Annotated in this window: 19 protein-coding genes; 4 read left to right on the forward strand and 15 right to left on the reverse strand. The window is 63.5% G+C overall.

Annotated elements, in window-relative coordinates; genetic code table 11:
• Positions 1 to 38 precede the first annotated feature (38 nt).
• The 12 genes from NKH21_RS28230 to NKH21_RS28285 form a co-directional block, all read right to left on the reverse strand.
• Positions 39 to 704 (reverse strand): protein-L-isoaspartate(D-aspartate) O-methyltransferase, encoded by a 666-nt coding sequence (locus tag NKH21_RS28230; RefSeq protein WP_352490590.1) that lies wholly within the window; start codon positions 702 to 704, stop codon positions 39 to 41.
• A complete protein-coding gene (gene surE / locus NKH21_RS28235; protein WP_352869111.1) occupies positions 701 to 1459 on the reverse strand; it encodes a 5'/3'-nucleotidase SurE in 759 nt (252 codons plus the stop codon). Before surE ends, NKH21_RS28230 begins: the two co-directional genes overlap by 4 nt.
• Positions 1459 to 2763: a serine--tRNA ligase gene (gene serS, locus NKH21_RS28240; RefSeq protein WP_352869113.1), complete on the reverse strand. Its 1305-nt coding sequence runs from the start codon at positions 2761 to 2763 to the stop codon at positions 1459 to 1461. The genes surE and serS overlap by 1 nt, the downstream gene beginning before the upstream one ends.
• 476 nt (positions 2764 to 3239) lie before the next feature.
• Positions 3240 to 4103 (reverse strand): twin-arginine translocase subunit TatC, encoded by an 864-nt coding sequence (gene tatC, locus NKH21_RS28245; protein ID WP_352869116.1) that lies wholly within the window; start codon positions 4101 to 4103, stop codon positions 3240 to 3242.
• Positions 4100 to 4783: a Sec-independent protein translocase protein TatB gene (gene tatB, locus NKH21_RS28250; RefSeq protein ID WP_352666054.1), complete on the reverse strand. Its 684-nt coding sequence runs from the start codon at positions 4781 to 4783 to the stop codon at positions 4100 to 4102. The genes tatC and tatB overlap by 4 nt, the downstream gene beginning before the upstream one ends.
• 29 nt (positions 4784 to 4812) lie before the next feature.
• Complete coding sequence (locus NKH21_RS28255) at positions 4813 to 5034, reverse strand: twin-arginine translocase TatA/TatE family subunit (protein ID WP_352490594.1); 222 nt, start codon at positions 5032 to 5034, stop codon at positions 4813 to 4815.
• Between the two features lie 178 nt (positions 5035 to 5212).
• Positions 5213 to 5992 (reverse strand): SMC-Scp complex subunit ScpB, encoded by a 780-nt coding sequence (gene scpB, locus NKH21_RS28260; RefSeq protein ID WP_352451389.1) that lies wholly within the window; start codon positions 5990 to 5992, stop codon positions 5213 to 5215.
• The gene (locus NKH21_RS28265) at positions 5989 to 6789 is read right to left on the reverse strand and encodes a segregation and condensation protein A (RefSeq protein WP_023678931.1); all 801 of its coding nucleotides are present in this window, start codon (positions 6787 to 6789) and stop codon (positions 5989 to 5991) included. The genes scpB and NKH21_RS28265 overlap by 4 nt, the downstream gene beginning before the upstream one ends.
• Before the next feature lie 58 nt (positions 6790 to 6847).
• Positions 6848 to 7867: a beta-N-acetylhexosaminidase gene (gene nagZ / locus NKH21_RS28270; protein ID WP_352666052.1), complete on the reverse strand. Its 1020-nt coding sequence runs from the start codon at positions 7865 to 7867 to the stop codon at positions 6848 to 6850.
• 121 nt (positions 7868 to 7988) lie between these two features.
• Entirely contained in the window at positions 7989 to 11636 is a 3648-nt protein-coding gene (locus NKH21_RS28275; protein WP_352869121.1) for an SPOR domain-containing protein, read from the reverse strand.
• A 103-nt stretch (positions 11637 to 11739) separates the two neighbouring features.
• The gene (gene argS / locus NKH21_RS28280; protein ID WP_352666050.1) at positions 11740 to 13497 is read right to left on the reverse strand and encodes an arginine--tRNA ligase; all 1758 of its coding nucleotides are present in this window, start codon (positions 13495 to 13497) and stop codon (positions 11740 to 11742) included.
• Positions 13498 to 13558: 61 nt separating this feature from the next.
• A complete protein-coding gene (locus NKH21_RS28285; protein WP_352869124.1) occupies positions 13559 to 14773 on the reverse strand; it encodes a deoxyguanosinetriphosphate triphosphohydrolase in 1215 nt (404 codons plus the stop codon).
• Positions 14774 to 14846: 73 nt separating this feature from the next.
• Here NKH21_RS28285 and erpA point away from each other — a divergent pair, with 73 nt between their 5' ends.
• The 4 genes from erpA (at position 14847) to NKH21_RS28305 (ending at position 16806) form a co-directional block, all read left to right on the forward strand.
• Positions 14847 to 15194 (forward strand): iron-sulfur cluster insertion protein ErpA, encoded by a 348-nt coding sequence (erpA, locus tag NKH21_RS28290; protein ID WP_254818314.1) that lies wholly within the window; start codon positions 14847 to 14849, stop codon positions 15192 to 15194.
• A 2-nt stretch (positions 15195 to 15196) separates the two neighbouring features.
• On the forward strand, positions 15197 to 15586 hold the full coding sequence (locus NKH21_RS28295; RefSeq protein WP_352869128.1) for a VOC family protein: 390 nt from the start codon (positions 15197 to 15199) through the stop codon (positions 15584 to 15586).
• Between the two features lie 30 nt (positions 15587 to 15616).
• Positions 15617 to 16411 (forward strand): exodeoxyribonuclease III, encoded by a 795-nt coding sequence (gene xth / locus NKH21_RS28300; protein ID WP_352454506.1) that lies wholly within the window; start codon positions 15617 to 15619, stop codon positions 16409 to 16411.
• Between the two features lie 77 nt (positions 16412 to 16488).
• Positions 16489 to 16806 carry a hypothetical protein gene (locus tag NKH21_RS28305; protein ID WP_352869131.1) on the forward strand — a complete coding sequence of 106 codons (318 nt, stop codon included), beginning with the start codon at positions 16489 to 16491 and terminating at the stop codon, positions 16804 to 16806.
• Positions 16807 to 16830: 24 nt separating this feature from the next.
• Here the strand turns inward: NKH21_RS28305 and NKH21_RS28310 are convergent, their stop codons facing one another.
• The 3 genes from NKH21_RS28310 to NKH21_RS28320 all read right to left on the reverse strand — a co-directional run bounded on the left by NKH21_RS28310 (position 16831) and on the right by NKH21_RS28320 (position 20878).
• Complete coding sequence (locus NKH21_RS28310) at positions 16831 to 17667, reverse strand: tetratricopeptide repeat protein (protein WP_292663816.1); 837 nt, start codon at positions 17665 to 17667, stop codon at positions 16831 to 16833.
• Positions 17654 to 19378: a dihydroxy-acid dehydratase gene (gene ilvD, locus NKH21_RS28315; protein WP_352869134.1), complete on the reverse strand. Its 1725-nt coding sequence runs from the start codon at positions 19376 to 19378 to the stop codon at positions 17654 to 17656. Before ilvD ends, NKH21_RS28310 begins: the two co-directional genes overlap by 14 nt.
• A 279-nt stretch (positions 19379 to 19657) precedes the next feature.
• Positions 19658 to 20878: an OmpP1/FadL family transporter gene (locus NKH21_RS28320; protein WP_352869137.1), complete on the reverse strand. Its 1221-nt coding sequence runs from the start codon at positions 20876 to 20878 to the stop codon at positions 19658 to 19660.
• Between the last annotated feature and the right edge of the window lie 72 nt (positions 20879 to 20950).

The raw sequence follows: 20950 nt of genomic DNA on the forward strand, positions 1-20950 counted from the left end.
CAATTTGCAGGCCGGCCTCACCTGAATATCGACACAGCCTAAATCACCGCGGCGACGCCGCGCAGGATCGGCTGCAGCCGCACCAGGCCGATATCCTCGCGTTCGAAGCGGCTGCCGACCTTGGTCAGCTTGGCCAGCACCTGCTCGCCTTCGTCGGGTCCGATCGGCGCGATGACGATGCCGCCGCTCGACAATTGGTCGAGGAGAAAGCGCGGCAGGCTGTCGAAAGCCGCCCAGGCGACGATGCGGTCGAACGGCGCTTCGTTGGCCAGCCCGTTGGAACCGTCCGCCTGGCGCACGATGACATTGCCGATGGCGAGCGCCTCGAGGCGCTGCCGGGCCTGTTCGGCCAGCGTCTTGTAACGGTCGATGGTGACGATCCGCGCGGCAAGCCGCGACATCACCGCCGCCGTGTAGCCGGACCCGGTGCCGATCTCAAGCACGCGGTTGCCCGGCTCGATGGCAAGTGCCGCGATCACCGCCGCCTGCAGGTCGGCGCCTTCGATGGCCTCGCCGCATTCGATCGGCAGCATACGGTCCGACCAGGCGATCGAGTGGAAATGCGGAGACAGAAAGCCGCGCCGCGGCGTCGCCTCGAAGGCGGCGATCAGCGCCTTCGGCACCGTGCCCCTGCCGCGCAGGCGAAGCAGGAAGGCAGCGAAACCTTCGCGCTCGTCGACCGTTGCAGCGTGGTTCAAGCTCATGCGAGCGCCTCGGCCAGTTGATCGCGGATTTCATGCGCGGTGAGATCGAGCTGCAGCGGCGTCACCGACACCAGCCGATTGCGCAAGGCATGGAGGTCGGTGCCTTGCTTGCCCTCGACCGGCTCGCGGCCGAAGCGCAGCCAGTAGTATGGCAGGCCGCGCCCATCGCGCCGCTCGTCGACCCACAGGCTGTGGACCAGCTTGCCCTGCGAAGTGACCACAGTTCCGGCGATCTCTTCCGGCGCACAATTCGGAAAATTGACGTTGAGCAGCACGCCGTCCGGCAACGGCATGGCGACGAGCTTTTCGAGCAGCGCCGGCGCCAGCGCTTCGGTGGTCTCGTAGGGAACGACGCGGTCCTCGCCGACATAGGAATAGGCCTGGCTGATGGCGATCGAGCGCACGCCGAGCAGCGCGCCTTCCATGGCTCCGGCGACGGTGCCCGAATAGGTGACGTCGTCGGCGATGTTGGCGCCAGAATTGACGCCGGACAGGATCAGGTCGGGCGCTTCGGGCAGGATCTTTTTCACGCCCATGATGACGCAGTCGGTCGGCGTGCCGCGCACGGCAAAGTGCTTTTCGCCGATTTTCCTGAGCCGCAGCGGCTCCGAGATCGACAGCGAATGCGCATAGCCGGACTGGTCCTGTTCCGGCGCCACCACCCAGACGTCGTCCGACAGCGTGCGGGCGATGCGTTCGAGTGATGCAAGGCCCTCGGCATGGATGCCGTCGTCGTTGGTCAGAAGGATGCGCATTATTTCGATTCGATCTTTTCCAGACCGCCCATGTAAGGGCGAAGCGCTTCAGGAATGGTTACGCTGCCGTCCTCGTTCTGGTAATTTTCGATGACGGCAATGAGAGCGCGGCCGACGGCGGTGCCCGAACCGTTCAGCGTGTGGACGAAGCGGTTGCCCTTGCCGTCCTTGTCCTTGTAGCGGGCGTCCATGCGCCGCGCCTGGAAATCGCCGCACACCGAGCACGACGATATCTCGCGATAGGCATTCTGGCCGGGCAGCCAGACCTCGATGTCGTAGGTCTTGCGCGCGCCAAAGCCCATGTCGCCGGTGCACAGCGTCATGGTGCGGAACGGCAGGCCGAGCCGCTTCAGCACCTCCTCGGCGCATTCGGTCATGCGCTCATGCTCGGCAACCGAAGTCTCCTGGTCGGTGATCGACACCAGCTCGACCTTGTAGAACTGGTGCTGCCGCAGCATGCCGCGCGTGTCACGCCCGGCCGACCCCGCCTCCGAGCGGAAGCACGGCGTCAGCGCCGTATAGCGCAGCGGCAGTTTTTCGTGCGGCGTGATTTCGTCGCGAACCAGATTGGTGAGCGGGATTTCGGCGGTTGGGATTAGGCCAAGCCTGCCGTCCCCATGCCGAACGAAGAATAAATCCTCCTCGAATTTCGGAAGTTGCCCGGTTCCGAAAAGCACCTCGTCGCGCACCATCAGCGGCGGCTGGATCTCCACATAGCCGTGCTCGGTGGTGTGCAGATCCAGCATGAACTGGCCGAGCGCGCGTTCCATCCGCGCCAGGCCGCTTTTGAGCACGGTGAAGCGCGAGCCGGAAAGCCGTGCTGCCCGCTCGAAATCCATCATGCCGAGCGTTTCGCCGATCTCGAAATGCTCCTTCACCCAGTTCGGCCGCGTCGGCAGCTTGCCGACGACGCGCTTGACGACGTTGTCGTGCTCGTCCTTGCCGACCGGCACGTCGTCGAACGGCACGTTGGGCAGCACCGCCAATGCATCGTTCAGGGCCTTGTCGAGCTCGCGCTCGCGCGCCTCGCCATTCTGGATGAAGGTCTTGATCTCGCCGACCTCGGCCTTCAGCCTTTCGGCAAGGGCGGCATCGCCCGAGCGCATGGCATTGCCGATCTCCTTCGAGGCGGCGTTGCGGCGTTCCTGCCTGGTCTGCAGCTCGGTCAGATGCTCGCGCCGGGCCTCATCCGCGGCGATCAGGTCGTCGACTGTAGACTGCGCCGCCTCAGCCGACCACGAGCGCTTCTTCAGCGCCTCGACAAGGGCCTTCGGGTTCTCGCGAATCCATTTGATGTCAAGCATGGTCTGTTCGTCCTCAGGGGGCATGTCGCCCAGAAGTGCGCAGTGGTTTTGGGACCACGACATGCCCAAAACAAAGACCAGAGGGCGTAAACCGCATCTTTCATTGATGCAAGATGTCAGGCCGAGTTCCTTCGCGCCCCCCTCTGTCCTGCCGGACATCTCCCCCACAAGGAGGGAGATTGGCAGCTTCGCCGGCGGCTTGCTTTTTCAGCGCCGGAGATTGGCGAAAGCGGCAAGGACAGCCGATCTCCCCACCTGTGGGGGAGATGTCCGGCAGGACAGAGGGGGGCGCAGTCCCGCCGACATTGACGTCCGACAACACCGCAGTTTTCGCCCTGGAAACAAAAAACCCGCCTCGGGAGGCGGGTTTTTGGGGCCAATTGGCACCATACCCAAATTAGTAGCATAGCTGCCGGCACAAAGCAAGAACAAAGTTGCTGCGGCCGGCAAAAAGATGCTGCCCGCCTCAACCGAACCTACGTCGAAGACGCATCCGCCGGCTTTTCGGCCACCTCTTCGGTGGCGTCCTGCTTTTCCCGGGCCACACGGTCGCGCTCCTTGCTGCGCTCGATCAGCCGGGCCGACCAGATCGAGACCTCGTAGAGCAGGATCGTCGGAATCGCTAGGCCGATCTGGCTCATCGGGTCGGGCGGCGTCAGCACCGCCGCCACCACGAAGGCGATGACGATCGCCCATTTGCGCTTTTCGGCCAGGGCCGTGGACGACAGCATGCCGACCCGCGTCATCAGGCTGGTCACCACCGGCAGCTGGAACACCAGGCCGAAGGAAAAGATCAGCGTCATGATCAGGCTGAGATATTCGGACACTTTCGGCAGCAGCGAAATCTGCACCTGGTCATTGGTGCCAGTCTGCTGCATGGCGAGGAAGAACCACATCACCATCGGCGTGAAGAAGAAATAGACCAGCGACGCGCCCATCAGGAACAGGATCGGAGAGGCGATCAGGAACGGCAGGAAGGCGTTGCGCTCGTTCTTGTAGAGGCCGGGCGCGATGAATTTGTAGATCTGCGTGGCGATCAGCGGAAAGGCGATGACCATGCCGCCGAACATGGCGAGCTTGACCTGGGTGAAGAAGAATTCCTGTGGCGCCGTATAGATCAGCTCGACCTTGTGCGGGTCGAGCCCGGCCCATTGGGTCGCCCATCTGAACGGGATGACCAGAAGGTTGAACAGCCGCTTGGCGAAAAAGAAGCAGACCAGAAAGGCGACGAAAAAACCGCCGATCGACCAGATCAGCCGCCGGCGCAACTCGATCAGGTGCTCCATCAGCGGAGCCGACGATTTTTCGATCTCGTCCTGTTCCTTGTCCGAAACGCTCACTTGGCGGCTCCCGCCGTTTTCCTGGCGGCCGGCTTCTTCGCTCCTGACGCCGGCTTCTTCGCTGCCGATTGAACTTTCGGCTCAGCTTTTGCGGCGGCCTTCGGCGCAGCGGTCTTTGCCGGCTTCGCCGGCGCGGCGGCCGCGGCTTTCGCGGGCGCCGGCTTCTTCCTTGCCGCAGGTGCTTTTTGCGGCACGGCCGCTGCAGCCGTTTGCGCCTGCACTGCCGGCGCCACGACGGACTCGTCCGTCATCGCCGGAAAGATCGGCGTGGCGGGCGTCGGCTCCGGCGGGCTGACGCCCGGCATCGTCGTTGCGCCGTTCTTCAGCGGCTCGGCTGCCTGCTCCGTCGAAGCGGTGGCATCGACGGCCGGCTTGGGTTTCATCACGGCATCGACGCCGGAACGGACGTCGGCGGCGGCCTGCTCGAATGGATTGAGCTGCTTCCTGATCTCGGCTGCCGGATTGAGGCTTCTCAGCGAATCGACCGACTTCTTGACGTCATCGAGTTCGGCTTCCTTCAGCGCATCATTGAACTGCCGCTGGAAATCGGACGCCATGGCGCGCAGCTTCGCCGTCGTGCGGCCGAAGGTGCGCAGCATGTTGGGCAAATCCTTGGGTCCGACGACCACGATCATGACGATCGCGATCACCAGCATCTCGGTCCAGCCGACTTCGAACATGGCTATACGTTCCGACTAAAGTTTTGGGCTCAGCTTTTGCTGGCCTTTTCCTTCGGCACCGAAACGGTTTCGTCGGCACGGTGTTCGACGGTACGCTTGTCCTCAGCAGTCTCGTCGTCGGCCATGCCCTTCTTGAAGCTCTTGATGCCCTTGGCCATGTCGCCCATCAGCTCGGGGATCTTGCCGCGGCCGAAGACCAGCAGCACGATCACCAGAACGATCATCCAGTGCCAAATCGAAAATGAACCCATAGCAAATCTCTCTCGAACGGTTTCCCAGACGCTGATCTATGCGCTTTCGGGTTCGGATTCAAACAGAACTGCGACAGAGTTCATGAATGAGTGGCCGAAGTCACGCACTTTCGGCACGGCGGCCCGCTACCAATCGGCGCAGTTCCATCCTGCCTGTGGCTTTAAGATGGCGCTCGGCTCAATCTTCCGTGACGCGCGGCGTCAAAAGGCCGAGTTCTTCGAGGTCGATGTCGGTCAGCGGATCCTCGTCGTCGGTGAGCGCATCGGGGTCGGCCGGCGGCAGCGGCACCGAGAAATTCGACGGCATGCGGCCGGACAGCAGCCCCGCACCCTTCAATTCCTCCATGCCGGGGAGATCGCGTATCTCCTCGAGCGCGAAATGGTCGAGGAAAATATCGGTCGTGCCGTAGGTGACGGGACGGCCGGGCGTGCGGCGCCGGCCGCGCATTCTCACCCATTCGGTCTCCATCAGCGTATCGAGTGTCCCCTTTGACGTCTCGACGCCGCGGATATCCTCGATCTCGGCGCGTGTTACCGGCTGGTGGTAGGCGATGATCGCCAGCACTTCGAGGGCAGCGCGGGACAGTTTGCGCTGCTGCACCGTGTCACGGCTCATCAGGAAGGCGAGGTCGCCGGCGGTGCGAAAAGCCCAGGCATCGCCGACGCGCACCAGATTGACGCCGCGCCGCGCATAGATCTGCTGCAGTTCGGCCATCGCCGCGGCAATGTTGATGCCGTCGGGCAGTCGCGAAGTGAGCTGTTTTTCGCTGACCGGCTCGGCGCTGGCGAATACGATCGCCTCTGCCATCCGTACGGCCTCCGCCATGTGCAGCCGCTCGCCAGGATTCCGCGACAAATTCTGCCCCTGATTTTGTGCCGGGTTCTCGGCGACCGCGCCTTGCTCGGCGTCGTCGTCGACCTTGAACGGAATGACCGAAGCGTTGGCGCGTTCGCTCATGGTGTCACCTCGACTATCTTGATGGCCTGGGCGCGGCCGCGCAGATAAAGCGGCGCGAACACCTGGTCCTGCCGCATCTCCATCTTGCCTTCGCGCACCAGTTCCAGCGTCGCGGCAAACGAGCTGGCAACCGCGGTGCGCCGCTCTTCCGGACCGGCCAGGTACTCGACCAGGAAACTGTCGAGCGCCGTCCAATCGCGCAGCGACCCGATCAGCCTGGTCAGCACGTCGCGCGCATCCTTGAGCGACCACACGCCGCGCCTGGCGATCGTCACATTGGTGATCGCCTGCTTCTGGCGCTGCTGGGCATAGGCGGTCAACAGGTCATAGAGCGAGGCCGAATAGGCATTGCGCTTCTCGACGATCACCATTTCCGGCATGCCGCGCGCAAAGACGTCGCGTCCGAGCCGGTTGCGGTTGACCAGCCGTGCCGCCGCGTCGCGCATCGCCTCCAGCCGCTTCAGCCGGAACTGCAGCACCGCCGCCAGTTCCTCGCCGCTTTCGCCTTCGTCGCCAGGCTGCTTGGGGATCAGGAGTTTCGACTTGAGAAACGCCAGCCACGCCGCCATCACCAGATAGTCGGCGGCAAGCTCCAGTCTCAGCGCCCTCACCTTCTCGACGAAGGCCAGGTACTGTTCGGCCAGCGCCAGGATCGAGATGCGCGACAGGTCGACCTTCTGATTGCGGGCAAGATGCAGCAGAAGATCGAGCGGACCTTCGAAACCGGCGACATCGACGACCAACGCCGGATCGCCGGTCAGCCGGGAATCGTCGTTCTCGGCCCACAAGCGGTCCATCGGTGCGGCCTTGCCGGCCTTCAGGTCCAATGTTTCCGCCACTTCGCTTCCTTTGATGCTAGGCCACCGCGTTGAAATAACTGGCAAATTCGGCCCGAACCTCGGTTTCATCAGCCCGATCACGGTTCCTGATATAGGTCAGCGCCCGCTCCGCGCGCTCAAACGACTTGCCCTCAAGCCCGGTCGTGCGCGATGCAATGCCGGCCATCTCCTCGAACACGCCGTTGCAGTGAAGGACCAGATCGCAGCCCGCCGCAAGGATAGCGGCCGCCTTTGACGGGAAATCCCCAGAAAGTGCCTTCATCGAGGTGTCGTCGCTCATCAACAGCCCGTCGAAGCCGATTTCGCCGCGGATGATCTTTTCGATGACCTTGCCGGATGTGGTGGCCGGGTTCTTCGGGTCGATCGCGCTATAGACGACATGCGCCGTCATCGCCATCGGCAAATGGTTGAGCTCCCTGAACGGGGCAAAATCATGCCGCTGCAGGTCGCCGATCGAGGCGTCGACGGTCGGCAGTTCGAAATGCGTATCGGCGAAGGCCCTTCCATGACCGGGAATATGCTTCATCACCGGCAGCACGCCGCCCGCCATCAGCCCTTCCGCCGCGGCGCGACCCAATTCGATGACGGCGCGCGGCTCCTTGCCATAGGCGCGCGCGCCGATGACGTCGCTGGCGCCCTCGATCGGCACGTCGAGCACCGGCAGGCAATCCGCCGTGATGCCGTAGCGCAGCAGATCGAAGGCATGCAGCCGCGCCATAAGCCAGGCGGCACGGGTGCCGGCATCATGGTCGTCGCGCCACAAGGCGCCAAGCGCGCCGGCGGCCGGATAGTTCGGCGCCAGCGGCGGCCGCAGGCGCTGCACCCGGCCGCCCTCCTGGTCGATGAACACCGGCGCATCCGCACGCCCGACGCAGTCGCGCATCGCGGCGACCAGATCGCGGATCTGCTCGGTCTCGCCGATGTTGCGCGCAAACAGGATGAAGCCCCACGGGCATTCGTTGCGGTAGAAACGGATCTCGTCGCGGGTCAGTGATTTCCCGGCGCAGCCGAGAATCATGGATTTTGATTCGGTCATGCGGAACAGTTTAGAGCTTCGCGCCGACAAAGGGAATCGCCCGCAATTGCCTCCAGAGCTTTCCGTTCACGCAAAAAAGCCGGCGCGGACGCCGGCTTTTTTTCGAGGGGCTTTGGTGCCGCTAGTGGGACACGAAGCAATTGCCGCCGGCAGCCTTGTAGCTGGTGCACAGTTTGATCGCCTCGTTGCGAGACTGCGCCGGAACGCGGACGCGGTAGAAGGTGCCCTTGCCGGCGATCTCGGCCTTGACGATGTTGGCGGTGCGGCCGGAAAGCACGCTGCCGTAGCGGCGCTGCAGATCCTGGTAAGTCGCCTGGGCGCTTTCGACTGTCGGCTGCGAAGCGATCTGTATCGACCACGAACCAGCGCCGGCCGCGGCCGGATCGATGGAAGCGACCTGATCGGGCTTGACCTCGCCGACCACGTCGACCGGCTGGTCGGACGGGCGCTGCGGCGCCACCGGAACCGTGTCCGGGGTGTTGGCGGACTGCTTGCTGGCTGACGGCTTGGCTTCGGCCTTTGTGTCGGGCTTGGGCGCCGGCTGCAGCTTGGTTGTTTCGGCCTGATCGCCACTCGCCTGGTCGCCGTTCGGCTGGTCGCCAATCTTCGGATCACTTGTCATTTGGTCGATCAGGGGCACGGTGCCGGTCTGCGCGGCGGCGTCGGCCTGGGCCGACGGAGCCACGTGCTGCGGCGCCGGATCGGCCGGCTCGGCAGCAGCCATTTGCGGGGCGGCAGGCGCCGGATCCTCGCGCGCCACCAGCGAACCGTCAGGTTTCACGACCATGGTTCGTACCTTGCGCGGCGCAACGGCGACGATCTCGGGGTTGGCACCCTTCTCGGCCTCCTGCAGAACCTGCGCGATGCGATCCTCGGACTTGGGCGCCGGTGCGGCGGCGGTTTCGGTAGCGCCAGCCGCATTGGCGCCAAGCGCATTGGGGTCAGGCGCGTTGGTGTCAGGCGGGTTGGTGCCAGACGCGTCGGTGTCGGACGCCACGGTGCCGGGCGCGTCGATATCGTCGGCGGCATCGGGGTCATTGGGCGAAAGATCGACGACACGGCTCTCCGGTTCGTTGGCCTTCAGGTCCACGGGCTCTTCGGTGTTGGTGACCAGCTTCTGCTGAACCGGCTCGGCGGGCTTGGCGCCCTTGACCACAGCGTCATAGACCTTGTTGTCCTGGTTCGGCACGACAGTGCCGCCTGGATTTTCCGGCTTGATCTTGATCGGCCTGTTGTCGGCCTTGACGATAACCGGCGCATCGCCGCCGCTCTTGCCGCCGAGGGTCAACGCAAAGGCACCAAGGCCTCCGGCGATCGCCACCGCGCCGACTACCGCTCCTATCAGCAGCCCGCGCCTGCGCGGCTGCCTTTCGGCCCCGCGTTCGGCAAGGCCCGGAACCGACATCTCGTCGTCCAGTTCGGGGTCGTAGTCGAGCTCATCGAAGGTGAAATCGTCGGCCTGCGAAACCGGCTGGCCACCGGGCAATGGGCCCAGATCGAAACCGTCCGCTGCATCGGCATAGGAAGCGGCCGCCGCGCTGACAGGGGCTTCCGCGGGCTTGGCGCCATAGGCGCGCGTCTCGCTACGATCTTGCTTATAGCCAGCCGCGAAGCCGGCATCGTATTCATCGTCATAGCCAGCACTGCGCACCGGGGCAGGCGCTATATCCGTGGCATTCATTTCGGTGAGAAGGCTGGCAAAATCGGCATCAAGATCGTCGTAGGCGGGCGCCACCGGCTCGTCATCGTCGAAGTTGAGCTCCGGAATGTCGAGATCGTCCGCCAGCGCCACGACGCGCTCGGGCACGTCGACCGTCTCGACATCGGGCATCTCGTCATAGGCGGAAGCCTGTTGATGCGAGGTTGGTGCGGCTTCCGTGTAGGCGGGCCGATCTTCATAGGACGGCCTCTCGTCGACCGGTGCGGCCGGATAGGACGGCGTTGCAGCCGGCTGCGGCGGTGGTGCCGGACGCGCCGAAGCCACCGGCTGGCTTGCAAAAGCAGGCTGAGGCTGTGCGACCGGTGTCACGCGGCTCCACGACCGGGCCGGCTCGGCCGGTGTGGCGCGTGTCGTCAGCCAGTTCAGCGCATCGAGCGGGTCTTCTTCGGCAGCAGCTGCCGCACTCTTGTCGGCCGAGTCATGATCCAGGCCGATGTTCCTGGCGAAGTCGGCATCGAGCGCATCGTTGTCTAAATCATCCGTGGTTCCGGCAGCGGCTTCGACACCGAAATCCTCGCCTTCAAGCTCATCAAGCAGGACACTGCCAAGATCGGCGTCATCGGCGGCACTGGACTGCTCCGGCTCAGCGGGCTCGTGCTCGTCGAGTTCCCAATCCAGCTCGTCGACAGCATGCATCGGTTCGTTAGCGACGTCTTTGACCGCCGCCATTGGCTGTTCAGCGGCCACTGCTGGCTTCTGAATTACCGGCGCGATGGGCTGCTGAACAGTCATCACGGGCTTCTGGGCAGGCTGCTGGGCAGACTGCTGGCTTGTCTGAGGTTCGTTGACCGCTTGTGCCGGCCGTGTGCTCATCGCGCCGAGCAGCGCGTTCAGTTCGTCTTCCAGGCTGCGTTCCTCGGGCACTGGAGCCGTCGGGACGACAGCGGCCGGCGCCGCTGGTTCGGCCGCAACCTGCGCCACGGGCTCTTCAGCGTCCTCGGCAGGCGCATCGTCGAAGCTCAGATCGAAATCGTCGTCGAACGCCGCTTCAGCGGCCGTGCCGGAAAGTCGAGCGGCCTCTGGCTCTTCGATCGACAGCTCTTCGATGAACTCTGGTTCTTCGATTTCGGCAGGCTCGTTCGGGCGAACGTCGAAATCCATGTCGACATCGGCCATGGCATCATCGAAATGGCCGGCAAGATCCTCGTCGGCCGAAACCGCTTCAACCGGCGATGCCGGAGCGGCGACGTTTTCCTCCGGCTCATGCTCGTCGAATATCAGCTCGTCTTCGAGCGAGCTTGCAACGGCATCGTCGAACTCGTCATCGAACGCAGGCGCGGTGGCGTGCACGACGGTGTCAACGGCGACCGCCTGCTCCATCGGCTCATGCTCTTCGAGCATCAGCTCGTCTTCGAGCGAACTTGCCACGGCGTTGTCGAACTCATCGTCCAAGGCGGGGTCGAAGGCGGGCTCGTCGACCGGCTCGATCGCCTGGGCTGCGGCCCTGGGTTCATCCTCGCCGGTCACCGCGATCTTGGCCGTTACATCGTCGTCGAGCCGAAAATCCTGGTCGACAGAGGTGGCAAGTTCGTCGTCACTCGACAGGTCGTCCTCGAACGGCGACACGTCTTCGAGCGAGCCGGCGACGGCGTTATCGAACTCGTCGTCGAACTCCGGCTCGACAGCGGGAGCGAACGCCCTTTCGGGGGCGGAGGCAATTTCGTCGGGTGCAACAGGAGCGGCCGTAACGGGGGCAGCATCGTCCGCCGCACTGTCGTCGAACGCGAAATCCTGTTCGAACGAGGCGGCAAGCGCGTCCTCCATCTCGTCGGCGGCGTCCGGTTCGAGTGTCGGCTCGCGAAGCTCGGCAGGGGGAGCATTGTCATTGGCGTCGGCGCCGAACTCGCCCATCAACTCCTTCTCGAGATCGATGTCGAAATCGGCCTCATCCACCGACGGTTCGGCGGCAGCGGCTTTCGGCTGGGCCGGCGTTTGCGGTTTGACCGGCTGGCGCGGGTCGAACCCCATGATCCTGGTCAGTTCCGCGAACGGATCATCGTTGGCGATGTCGTTTTGGTCGGCTGCTCTCAGCTGGGTTCTGTCTGCCATTATTGTTCCCGAACTCGCACTCATTCGGACGCCATGGACGTCGCGTAGGGTTGGCCCTTACCAGCGCAATGTGGGCAAAAGGTGACAGGTTTTTTACTCAAACCTAACGCATTTCGGTGGGCGCATTGGCTCCGATCAGCGTCAGGCCGGACGTCAAAACGTCCGAAACAGCCTGCACCAGCCCTAGTCTGGCATGCGTCAATTGTCGGTCGTTAACCTTAACAAAACGTAAGTCGGGATTATCGGTGCCCCGGTTCCAGTGTCCGTGGAAGCTGGAAGCGAGTTCGTAGAGGTAAAATGCCAGCCGGTGGGGCTCGAGCGCGAGCGCCGCGGCTTCGATCAGCCGCGGATATTCGGCGAGTTTCCTGATCAGGCCGATCTCCCCCTCATCTGTCAGCAAAGCCACTTCGGCGGCCAGCTGGTTGCGGTCGAACATCGCCTCGCCCAATTGCTCGCTTGCCTGCCGGAACACCGAATGGCAGCGCGCCGAGGCGTACTGCACGTAGAACACCGGATTGTCCTTCGACTGCTCGGTCACCTTGGCGAAGTCGAAGTCGAGCGGCGCGTCGTTCTTGCGGTAGAGCATCATGAAGCGGATCGGGTCGCGGCCGACCTCCTCGACCACTTCGCGCAAGGTCACGAACTCGCCCGACCGCTTCGACATGCGCACCGGCTCGCCGGCGCGAAACAGCCTCACCAGCTGGCAAAGCAGCACGGTAAGCTTGACCTCGTCGCCGGCAATCGCCCGGGCAAGCGCTTCTAGCCGTTTCACATAGCCGCCATGATCGGCGCCAAGCACATAGATCAGGTCGACGAAGCCGCGATCGACCTTGTCCTTGAGGTAGGCGACATCGGCGGCGAAATAGGTGAAGGTGCCGTCCGACTTGACCAGCGCCCGGTCCATGTCGTCGCCGACCGCGGTCGAGCGGAACAGCGTCTGCTCGCGGTCCTCCCAGTCGTCCGGCTTCTCGCCCTTGGGCGGCGGCAGCTTGCCCTTGTAGATGTGGCCCTTCAGCGTCAGGTCGCTGATCGCCGAGCGGATCTTCTTCGCATTGTTGGCGTGCAGCGTCCGCTCGGAGAAGAAGACGTCATGATGCACGTTGAGCAACGCCAGATCCTCGCGGATCATCGTCATCATCGCATCGATCGTCCTGTCCTTGACGATGGCAAGCGCCTCTTCGTCCGGCATCTGCAGCAGGGAGCGGCCGAATTCGCTGGCCAGCGCCTGACCAACGGGGATCAGATAGTCGCCTGGATAAAGCCCGGGCGGAATCTCGCCGATCTCATCGCCGAGTGCCTCGCGGTAGCGCAGCATGACCGAGCGTCCGAGCACGTCGATCTGCGAACCGGCATCGTTGATGACGTATTCCTTGGTCACGTCGTAACCGGCGAAGGCCATCAGATTGGCCAGCGCGTCGCCGACCACGGCACCCCGGCAATGGCCGACATGCATCGGCCCGGTCGGGTTGGCCGAGACATATTCGACATTGGTTTTCTTGCCGCCGCCAACCGTCGAGCGGCCGTAATTGCGGCCTTCGCCGAGCAGCGCCGTCAGATGCGCCTGCCAGAAGCCGTCCTTGAGCCTGAGATTGACGAAGCCCGGGCCGGCGATCTCGGCGGCCGCGATATCCTCGTCGGCGCGCAGCGCCTCGGCCAGCCTTTCGGCCAGCGCACGCGGGCTCTGGCCGGTCGGCTTGGCCAACACCATGGCAGCGTTGGTCGCGAGGTCGCCGTGGCTGGCATCGCGCGGCGGCTCGACGGCGATGCGCGACAGGTCCGGCGACACGCCATCCTTGTCTTTCAAATCAAGCGCTTCGACGGCCTTTATGATTCGCGCGTTGAAATCGGCGAAGATGTTCATTGCTATGGCTCTGACGGTTTTGCATGGATCCGGCGCGTTGGCCGGCAAAATCGAGCCCGCCCTAGCTCAAATCCGGCGTATGGTCAAACAAACGCCTGTGTTCCTTGAGCGCATAAGTGTCCGTCATGCCGGCCAGGAAATCGGCAACACTGCGCGCCTTGACGCGGTCCTCTGCCCGGTCGAGCCCTTCGCGCCAGCCATCCGGCATGGCGCGCGGATCGGCGAAATAGACGTCGAACAGGTCCCTGACGATCTGATCGGCATCGGCGCGCACCCGCATGACCTCCGCGTGTCGGTAGAGGTGCTTGTAAAGAAAGGCCTTCAGCTCCTTTTCCCATGCGGCCGTCTCGGCGGAGAAGCTCACCATCGTCTCGCCGGCCGCCCTTACCGCTTCGGCGCTGCCGGGCTTGATGCGCGCCAGATTGGCCGTCGTCGAGACGATCACGTCCTCGACCATGATGGTGATCTGCCGGCGCATCAGCTCGTGGCCGGTCCGTACGTCATCGAGCGCCGGATAGCGCTCACGAACGCCCTTGAGGATTGACCCCGGCAGCGAGACGCCCTCCAGCATATCCAGCGTCAACAGCCCTGCCCTCAAGCCGTCATCGATGTCGTGGGTGTTGTAGGCGATATCGTCGGCAATCGCCGCGCACTGCGCCTCGATACCGGCGAAGCGGTCGAGCTCGAGGTCGTGCAGTTCGGAATAGTCGCGGATCGCCTGCGGCACCGGCCCCTTCAGCCCTTTCCCCTTGGCATCGGTCAATGGCCCGTTATGCTTGACCAGCCCCTCCAGCGTTTCCCAGGTGAGGTTCAGCCCGTCGAACTCGGCATAGCGCCGCTCCAGCCGCGTCACCACGCGCAGCGACTGCGCATTGTGGTCGAAGCCGCCCCAGGCGGCCATCTTCTCGTTCAGCGCGTCCTCGCCGGTATGGCCGAAGGGCGTGTGGCCGAAGTCGTGCACCAGGGCCACCGCCTCGGCCAGGTCCTCGTCACCGCGCAACGCCCGCGCCAGAGCGCGTGCGATTTGCGCCACCTCGATCGAATGCGTCAGCCTTGTGCGGTAATGGTCGCCTTCGTGTGCGACGAACACTTGCGTCTTGTGCTTCAGCCGGCGGAACGCCGTCGAATGGATGATGCGGTCGCGGTCGCGCTGGAACGGCGTGCGCGTCGGGCTTTCCACCTCGTCGAACAGTCGCCCGCGCGACTTCGCCGGGTCGCTGGCATAGGCCGCGCGCGGCCGATAGCCGAATCCGATGTCGCCCAACTCGTTGGTCATAGCGTATGCCGCAGTTGACTTGCCCCGTCGCGCTTCATACCTATCATACAAAACCGAAAGCAAGGTGACGCCCATGGGCGCTGATGCCAAGACTGCCATGAAAGTCGAGATGACCGATGCCGCCGCCAGGCGGATCGCCAAGATTGTGGCGAGCGAAGCCGGTAAGACGGCCCTGCGCGTTTCGGTCGAGGGCGGCGGCTGTTCCGGCTTCTCCTACAAGTTCGACCTGGTCGACAGGCGCAATGACGACGACGTCGCCATCGAAAAGGACGGCGCGACCGTGCTGATCGACGACCTGTCGCTGGTCTATATGGGCGGCTCGGTGATCGATTTCGTCGACGACCTAATGGGCCAGTCGTTCCAGATCAGAAACCCCAATGCGGTCGCCTCCTGCGGCTGCGGCACCAGCTTCTCGATCTAGAAATGCCCGACATCGGCGCGGTCCGTCAGGTCGCGCTTTCCGCCGGGCGCGACCTCGACGCAACGCTGGCGTTCTGGCGCGAGGTGCTCGGCATGAGCCTGCACGCGCGTTTCGATCCGCCGGGCATCGCCTTCATCCTGGCCGGTGACGTGCGCCTGCTTTTCACCGACGGTCTGCCGGCCGGCACCGTCTATCTCGACATATCCGGCCTCCAAGAGTTCCACGCTTCGGCAAAGGCCGCCGGCGTTCCCTTCACCGCGCCGCCGGCGCTCGTCCATCGCGACACCGAAGGCCTGTTCGGCCAGGCCGGGGAAAGCGAATGGATGGCCTTCCTAAAGGACCCGGCAGGCAATACGATCGGCCTTGTCGAACGTCATCCACCGGATCGCTAGTCTCCGGACCACCAGCCTATCGAGGCCACCATGAAAATCGTCACCTGGAACATCAATGGCGTTCGCGCCCGCATCGGCAATTTGACCCATTGGCTGACGGAAAGCGCGCCCGACATCGCCTGCCTGCAGGAGATCAAGACGGTCGACGAGCAGTTTCCCCGGGCCGAGATCGAGGCGCTCGGCTACAATGTCGAGACCTACGGCCAAAAAGGCTTCAACGGCGTCGCCATCCTGTCGAAGCTGCGTTTCGACGAGGTCAATCGCGGCTTGCCGGGCGACGATGCCGACGAACAGGCGCGTTTTATCGAAGGCGTGTTCTCGACCGACAAGGGCGCCTTGCGCGTTGCCTCGATCTATCTGCCGAACGGCAACCCGATCGACGACGAGAAGAAGTTCTCCTATAAGCTTTCGTGGATGGCACGGCTGGAGCGCTGGGCCGAGGAGCGGCTTGCACTGGAAGAGCCGCTGGTGCTGGCCGGCGACTACAATGTCATCCCCGAGCCGATCGACGCCAAATATCCAGAAAACTGGCTAAGCGATGCACTGTTCCAGCCCGCGACGCGGCAGGCGTTCCGGCGGCTGAAGAATCTCGGCTTCACCGAAGCCGTGCGTGCTGTCACCGACGCCCCGGACGTCTTTACCTTCTGGGACTATCAGGCCGGCGCCTGGCAGAAGAACAACGGCATCCGCATCGACCATTTGCTTCTGTCGCCCGAAGCCGCGAACTGGTTTTCCTCGGCTTCGATCGAAAAGCAGGTGCGCGCCTGGGAAAAGCCCTCCGACCACGTGCCGGTGGCGATCGATCTGGCGCTGCAGCCGGCCTGACCGGAGCTGCTGTCCGGCGGCACATTGATAAGTTGACCTCTTATCGCCACAAATCGCGCGCTTGATGAGAAATCATCATGGTGGCTGGGGTTCCCATGACTACTCGATTTGTACTCTGCCCGATCGGCTGCGCGCTTGCGATGGCGGTGGCGACGCCTGCTTTTGCCGATGCAGAGTGCCTGGCTAACGGCAAATCATTCCAGATCGGCCGGGTCGCCTGCCTGACGCTTGCCGGCCAAAGCTACCTCGCCCGTTGCGAGATGGTGCTCAACAACACGTCCTGGACAAAGCAGCGGGATGGCTGCCCGGAGAACACGCTCGCCCCACATCTGCAGGGCACGCCGATCTCAACGCCGGCGCCCGGCGGCATGCCGGCGGAACCGACCGACAATTGATCTAAAAACGGAAATTCTGCCGACCTACTGGTCGCCGCCACCCTTGGTGAGGATGTCGTCGGCCAGCGAGATCGCGGTGCGGCGGTCGGCTTCGCCGGCGGCTGCAAACGCTTCCTCCTGCATGCCGCGGATCCATGGCTGGTCGGCAGGTGAGGCCCGTTCGAGCGCCGCGGTCATCATCGCCAGCCCCCGCACGATCTTGCCGCTTTGGAAAAGCAGGTTGCCGAGCGTCGCCTGCGCGCCCGCATGGCCCTTTTCGGCCGCCAGCTGGAACCAGCGGCCGGCCTGCTTGACGCTGGCCTTGACGCCGCCCTCACCCTTGAGGAACATTTGGCCCATCTCGAACTGGGCGTTCGGATTGCGATAGTTGGCGGCGGCACGCATGTAATATTCCTGGGCCGCCACCTCGTTCTCCTCGATGGGGCTGCCGGGAATGCCTTTCCTCAGATAGTCGCCAAGCGCCACCAGCGCGTCCGAAACATAGCTTTCCTCGGGCGAACCGGGCTCGACATCCTGGTCGACGATCTCGCTGAAGAACTTGAATGCCGCGTAGTCGTCTCGCGCCACGCCATCGCCTTCGGCATACATGCGCGCAAGCTTCCAGGTGGCGCCGATCTGGCCGTTCTCGGCGGCATATTTATAGGCTTCCGCGGCCTGCTCCTTATGGCCGTTCTTGTAGGCGGAAAAGCCGAACTGGAACACCGCCCACGGGCTCGACTGCGGCTTCACACCGGTCTTGTCGTCGAACACCTTGTCGTCGAAGGCCATGGCCTGGCCGACGGCGCCCAAGGTCGCGCCAAACGTGGCGAGCGCAACCAGTGCCGAAAGGACAGACGACCTCAACAACTCAGATGTCCGCATAGCAGTGTGTTTCTTTGGCACCGCCGGGATGGGTGACCGCGCCGTCGCGGGCAGATCCGACCGTCTGTGCGTATTTCCAGATCGCGCCCGACTGATAGTCGGTCGTGCGCGCCTTCCATCCTTTTGCCCTCGCCGCCAGTTCGGCTTTGGACAATGCAACCTCGATCGTGCCGTTCACCGCATCGATCGAGATCAAGTCGCCATCCCTAAGCAGCCCGATCGGGCCGCCCACTGCCGCTTCCGGCCCGACATGGCCGATGCAGAAACCGCGCGTCGCGCCCGAAAAACGCCCGTCGGTGATGAGCGCCACCTTGCCGCCCATGCCCTGGCCGTAGAGAGCCGCCGTCGTCGACAGCATTTCGCGCATGCCCGGGCCGCCGCGCGGACCCTCGTAACGGATGACGAGAACCTCGCCTTCGCTATAGTTGCGATGCGTAACCGCTTCGAAACATTCCTCTTCCGAATCGAAGCAGCGCGCCGGACCCGAGAATTTCAGCTCCGTCATGCCGGCGACCTTCACGATCGCGCCTTCGGGGGCAAGGTTACCCTTCAAGCCCACGACCCCGCCGGTCTGGGTAATCGGCCTGTTGGCGGGACGGACCACATCCTGGCTGTCATTCCAGGAAACATGTTCCATATTTTCGGCCAAAGTGCGGCCGGTCACCGTCAGGCAATCGCCATGAAGATAGCCATGGTCGAGCAGCGTCTTCATCAAGAGCGGAATGCCGCCGGCCTCGAACATGTCCTTGGCGACGTATTTGCCGCCCGGCTTGAGGTCGGCGATATAGGGTGTTTTCTCGAATATCCTGGCCACGTCGAAAAGATCGAACTTTATCCCGGCCTCGTGCGCGATCGCCGGCAGATGCAGCGCCGCGTTGGTCGAGCCGCCAGTGGCCGAGACCACGGTCGCGGCATTTTCCAACGCTTTTATAGTAACGATGTCGCGCGGGCGGATGTTCCTTGCGATCAGCTCCATGATCTTTTCGCCGGAAGCGAAATTGAAGCGGTCGCGCATCTCGTAGGGTGCCGGCGCGCCGCAGGAATAGGGCAGCGCCAGGCCGATCGCCTCAGCGACGGTGGCCATGGTATTGGCGGTGAACTGGGCGCCGCAGGAGCCGGCCGACGGACAGGCGGCTTGCTCGATCTCGAGCAGCTCGGCGTCGCCGATGGTGCCGACCGAATGCTGGCCGACCGCCTCGAACACGTCCTGCACGGTGATCTGCCGGCCACGGTAGCTGCCGGGCAGGATCGAGCCGCCATAGATGAAGATCGACGGCACGTTGAGGCGCACCATGGCCATCATCATGCCAGGCAGCGACTTGTCGCAACCGGCCAATCCAACCAGCGCATCGTAGCAATGGCCGCGCATGGTGAGCTCGACCGAGTCGGCGATGACCTCGCGCGACACCAGCGACGACTTCATACCCTGATGGCCCATGGCGATGCCGTCGGTAACGGTGATGGTGCAGAATTCGCGTGGCGTGCCGTTGGCGGATGCCACGCCCTTCTTGACGACTTGCGCCTGGCGCATCAGCGAGATGTTGCAGGGTGCGGCCTCGTTCCAGCAGCTGGCGACACCGACCAGAGGCTGCGCGATCTCGGCCGCCGACAGCCCCATCGCATAGAGGTAGGAGCGATGCGGCGCCCGCTCGGGACCAACGGTCACGTGGCGGCTCGGCAGCTTGGCCTTGGAGATCCCTCTGGCGTCCATACTCGTCCTTACCGCGGGCGGTGCGGCCTGCCTCTTCGCCTAGCCTTTTGGCGCGTGTCCCGAGACAAGTTTGAGGTGCGCCGGGTTTATGGCGGGAAATGGGCAATGTTCCCAGGCGGCCGGGTGGCGCGAGGGTTGTTCAGAAACTGTTGCCAAAACGTCACAATTACAGGAGCGAACATCATGGGGACAATTGTTGCGCCGGCCGAATGCCGGACGCCACGCACCCAACAAACGGCCGGGCAGTGCCCGGCCGTTTTGTCGTTTAAAAATTAATAGTTAGAACTTGATCTTGACGGAAGCCGAACCGGCGAGAAGCAGGTCGTTGCCGTAGCTATAGGTGACGGCATTTGCCACGTCGCCGACACCGCTGAAAGTCGATGACCCGCTCGTCAGCACACCGATCGAGCCGCCGAGCCTGACCTCGACCTGATCGTTCGGCGAATAGGAGACGCCGCTGGCCACGGCCCAGGTATCCGACTGATAGCCGGAGGTCGTCGAGGTGCCGCGATCCCAGGTCAGCGAAACCACGCCCGACAATTGATCGGTGAACTTGTGACCGATACCGCCCGTGACCGTCCAGCCGTCGCGATAAAGCAGGTCGAATGAAACGGGCGAGGGAGCACCGGTTACCGGACTGCGCACGCCATTGATGGCAATGACGCCAAGCTTGCTCCACTCCTGCCAGCGGATGGAACCAAAGGCCAGCCAGCCAGGGGCTATACCGCTCTGCAGCTTGAATTCCAGAGCTTGAGGTATCTCAGCCGACGCCGAGACCGGGTACACCCCGGTAGAGCCGGGAACCAGGTCCGCCGGAAAGGCGCCCCTGAAGCCGGTCGTGTCGACGGTTCCCGACAGCCCGTCATATTTGTAGCTCGAAGAGTACATCAGGCTGGCGCGCAGGGCGATCTCGGGGATCTCATAGGCTGCGCCCGCACGCCAACCCCATGCCTCGTCGGATAGCTTGAAGACGCCGAGGCCGGTATTGCCGAAGGCGAGCAGTGTCTGGCGGGAAAGAAACGCGTCTACCTGCTGGTATGAGACACCGCCGATGAATCGTATGGCGCCCTTGCCGACGTTCACCTTATAGGAGCAGGTAAGACCGAAATCGTTTGTGTCGACGGCGTATTTGACCGCTGTCGGCGAATAGGCGTTGTTGGCGCCGAACTTTGCATCCGCACCATACGGTTCCGTATAGGTCGCAAGACAGTCTACGGGCTCAAAGATGTTGGCTTTGATGCCGACATGCGGCACCGCATAGTCGCCGCCAACATCCACCGCCGACGTCGACAATCCCGAGCCATCCAGGCGCTGCACATTCTTCAGTTTGCGCTGTGGCGAAACATAGGTCACGCCCGCATCGAACGAATATGGCGCCGCGTCGAACAGCTGGTCGATGTTGACGCCGCCCCGGTCAAAGCCCCCGGCTTGCACCGTCCCAGCCAAAGCCAGCGAAAAAGCCCCCGCGCCCAGCAGCACTTTCAGACGCGAATAACACATGAATCTCCTCCCCGAAATATCCTTGCATCAAGCTAGAACCAATTCAGGTTAACGGCGCAACAACGAATTCGC

The organism is Mesorhizobium sp. M1329 (assembly GCF_040318035.1).
Taxonomy (GTDB): Bacteria; Pseudomonadota; Alphaproteobacteria; order Rhizobiales; family Rhizobiaceae; genus Mesorhizobium.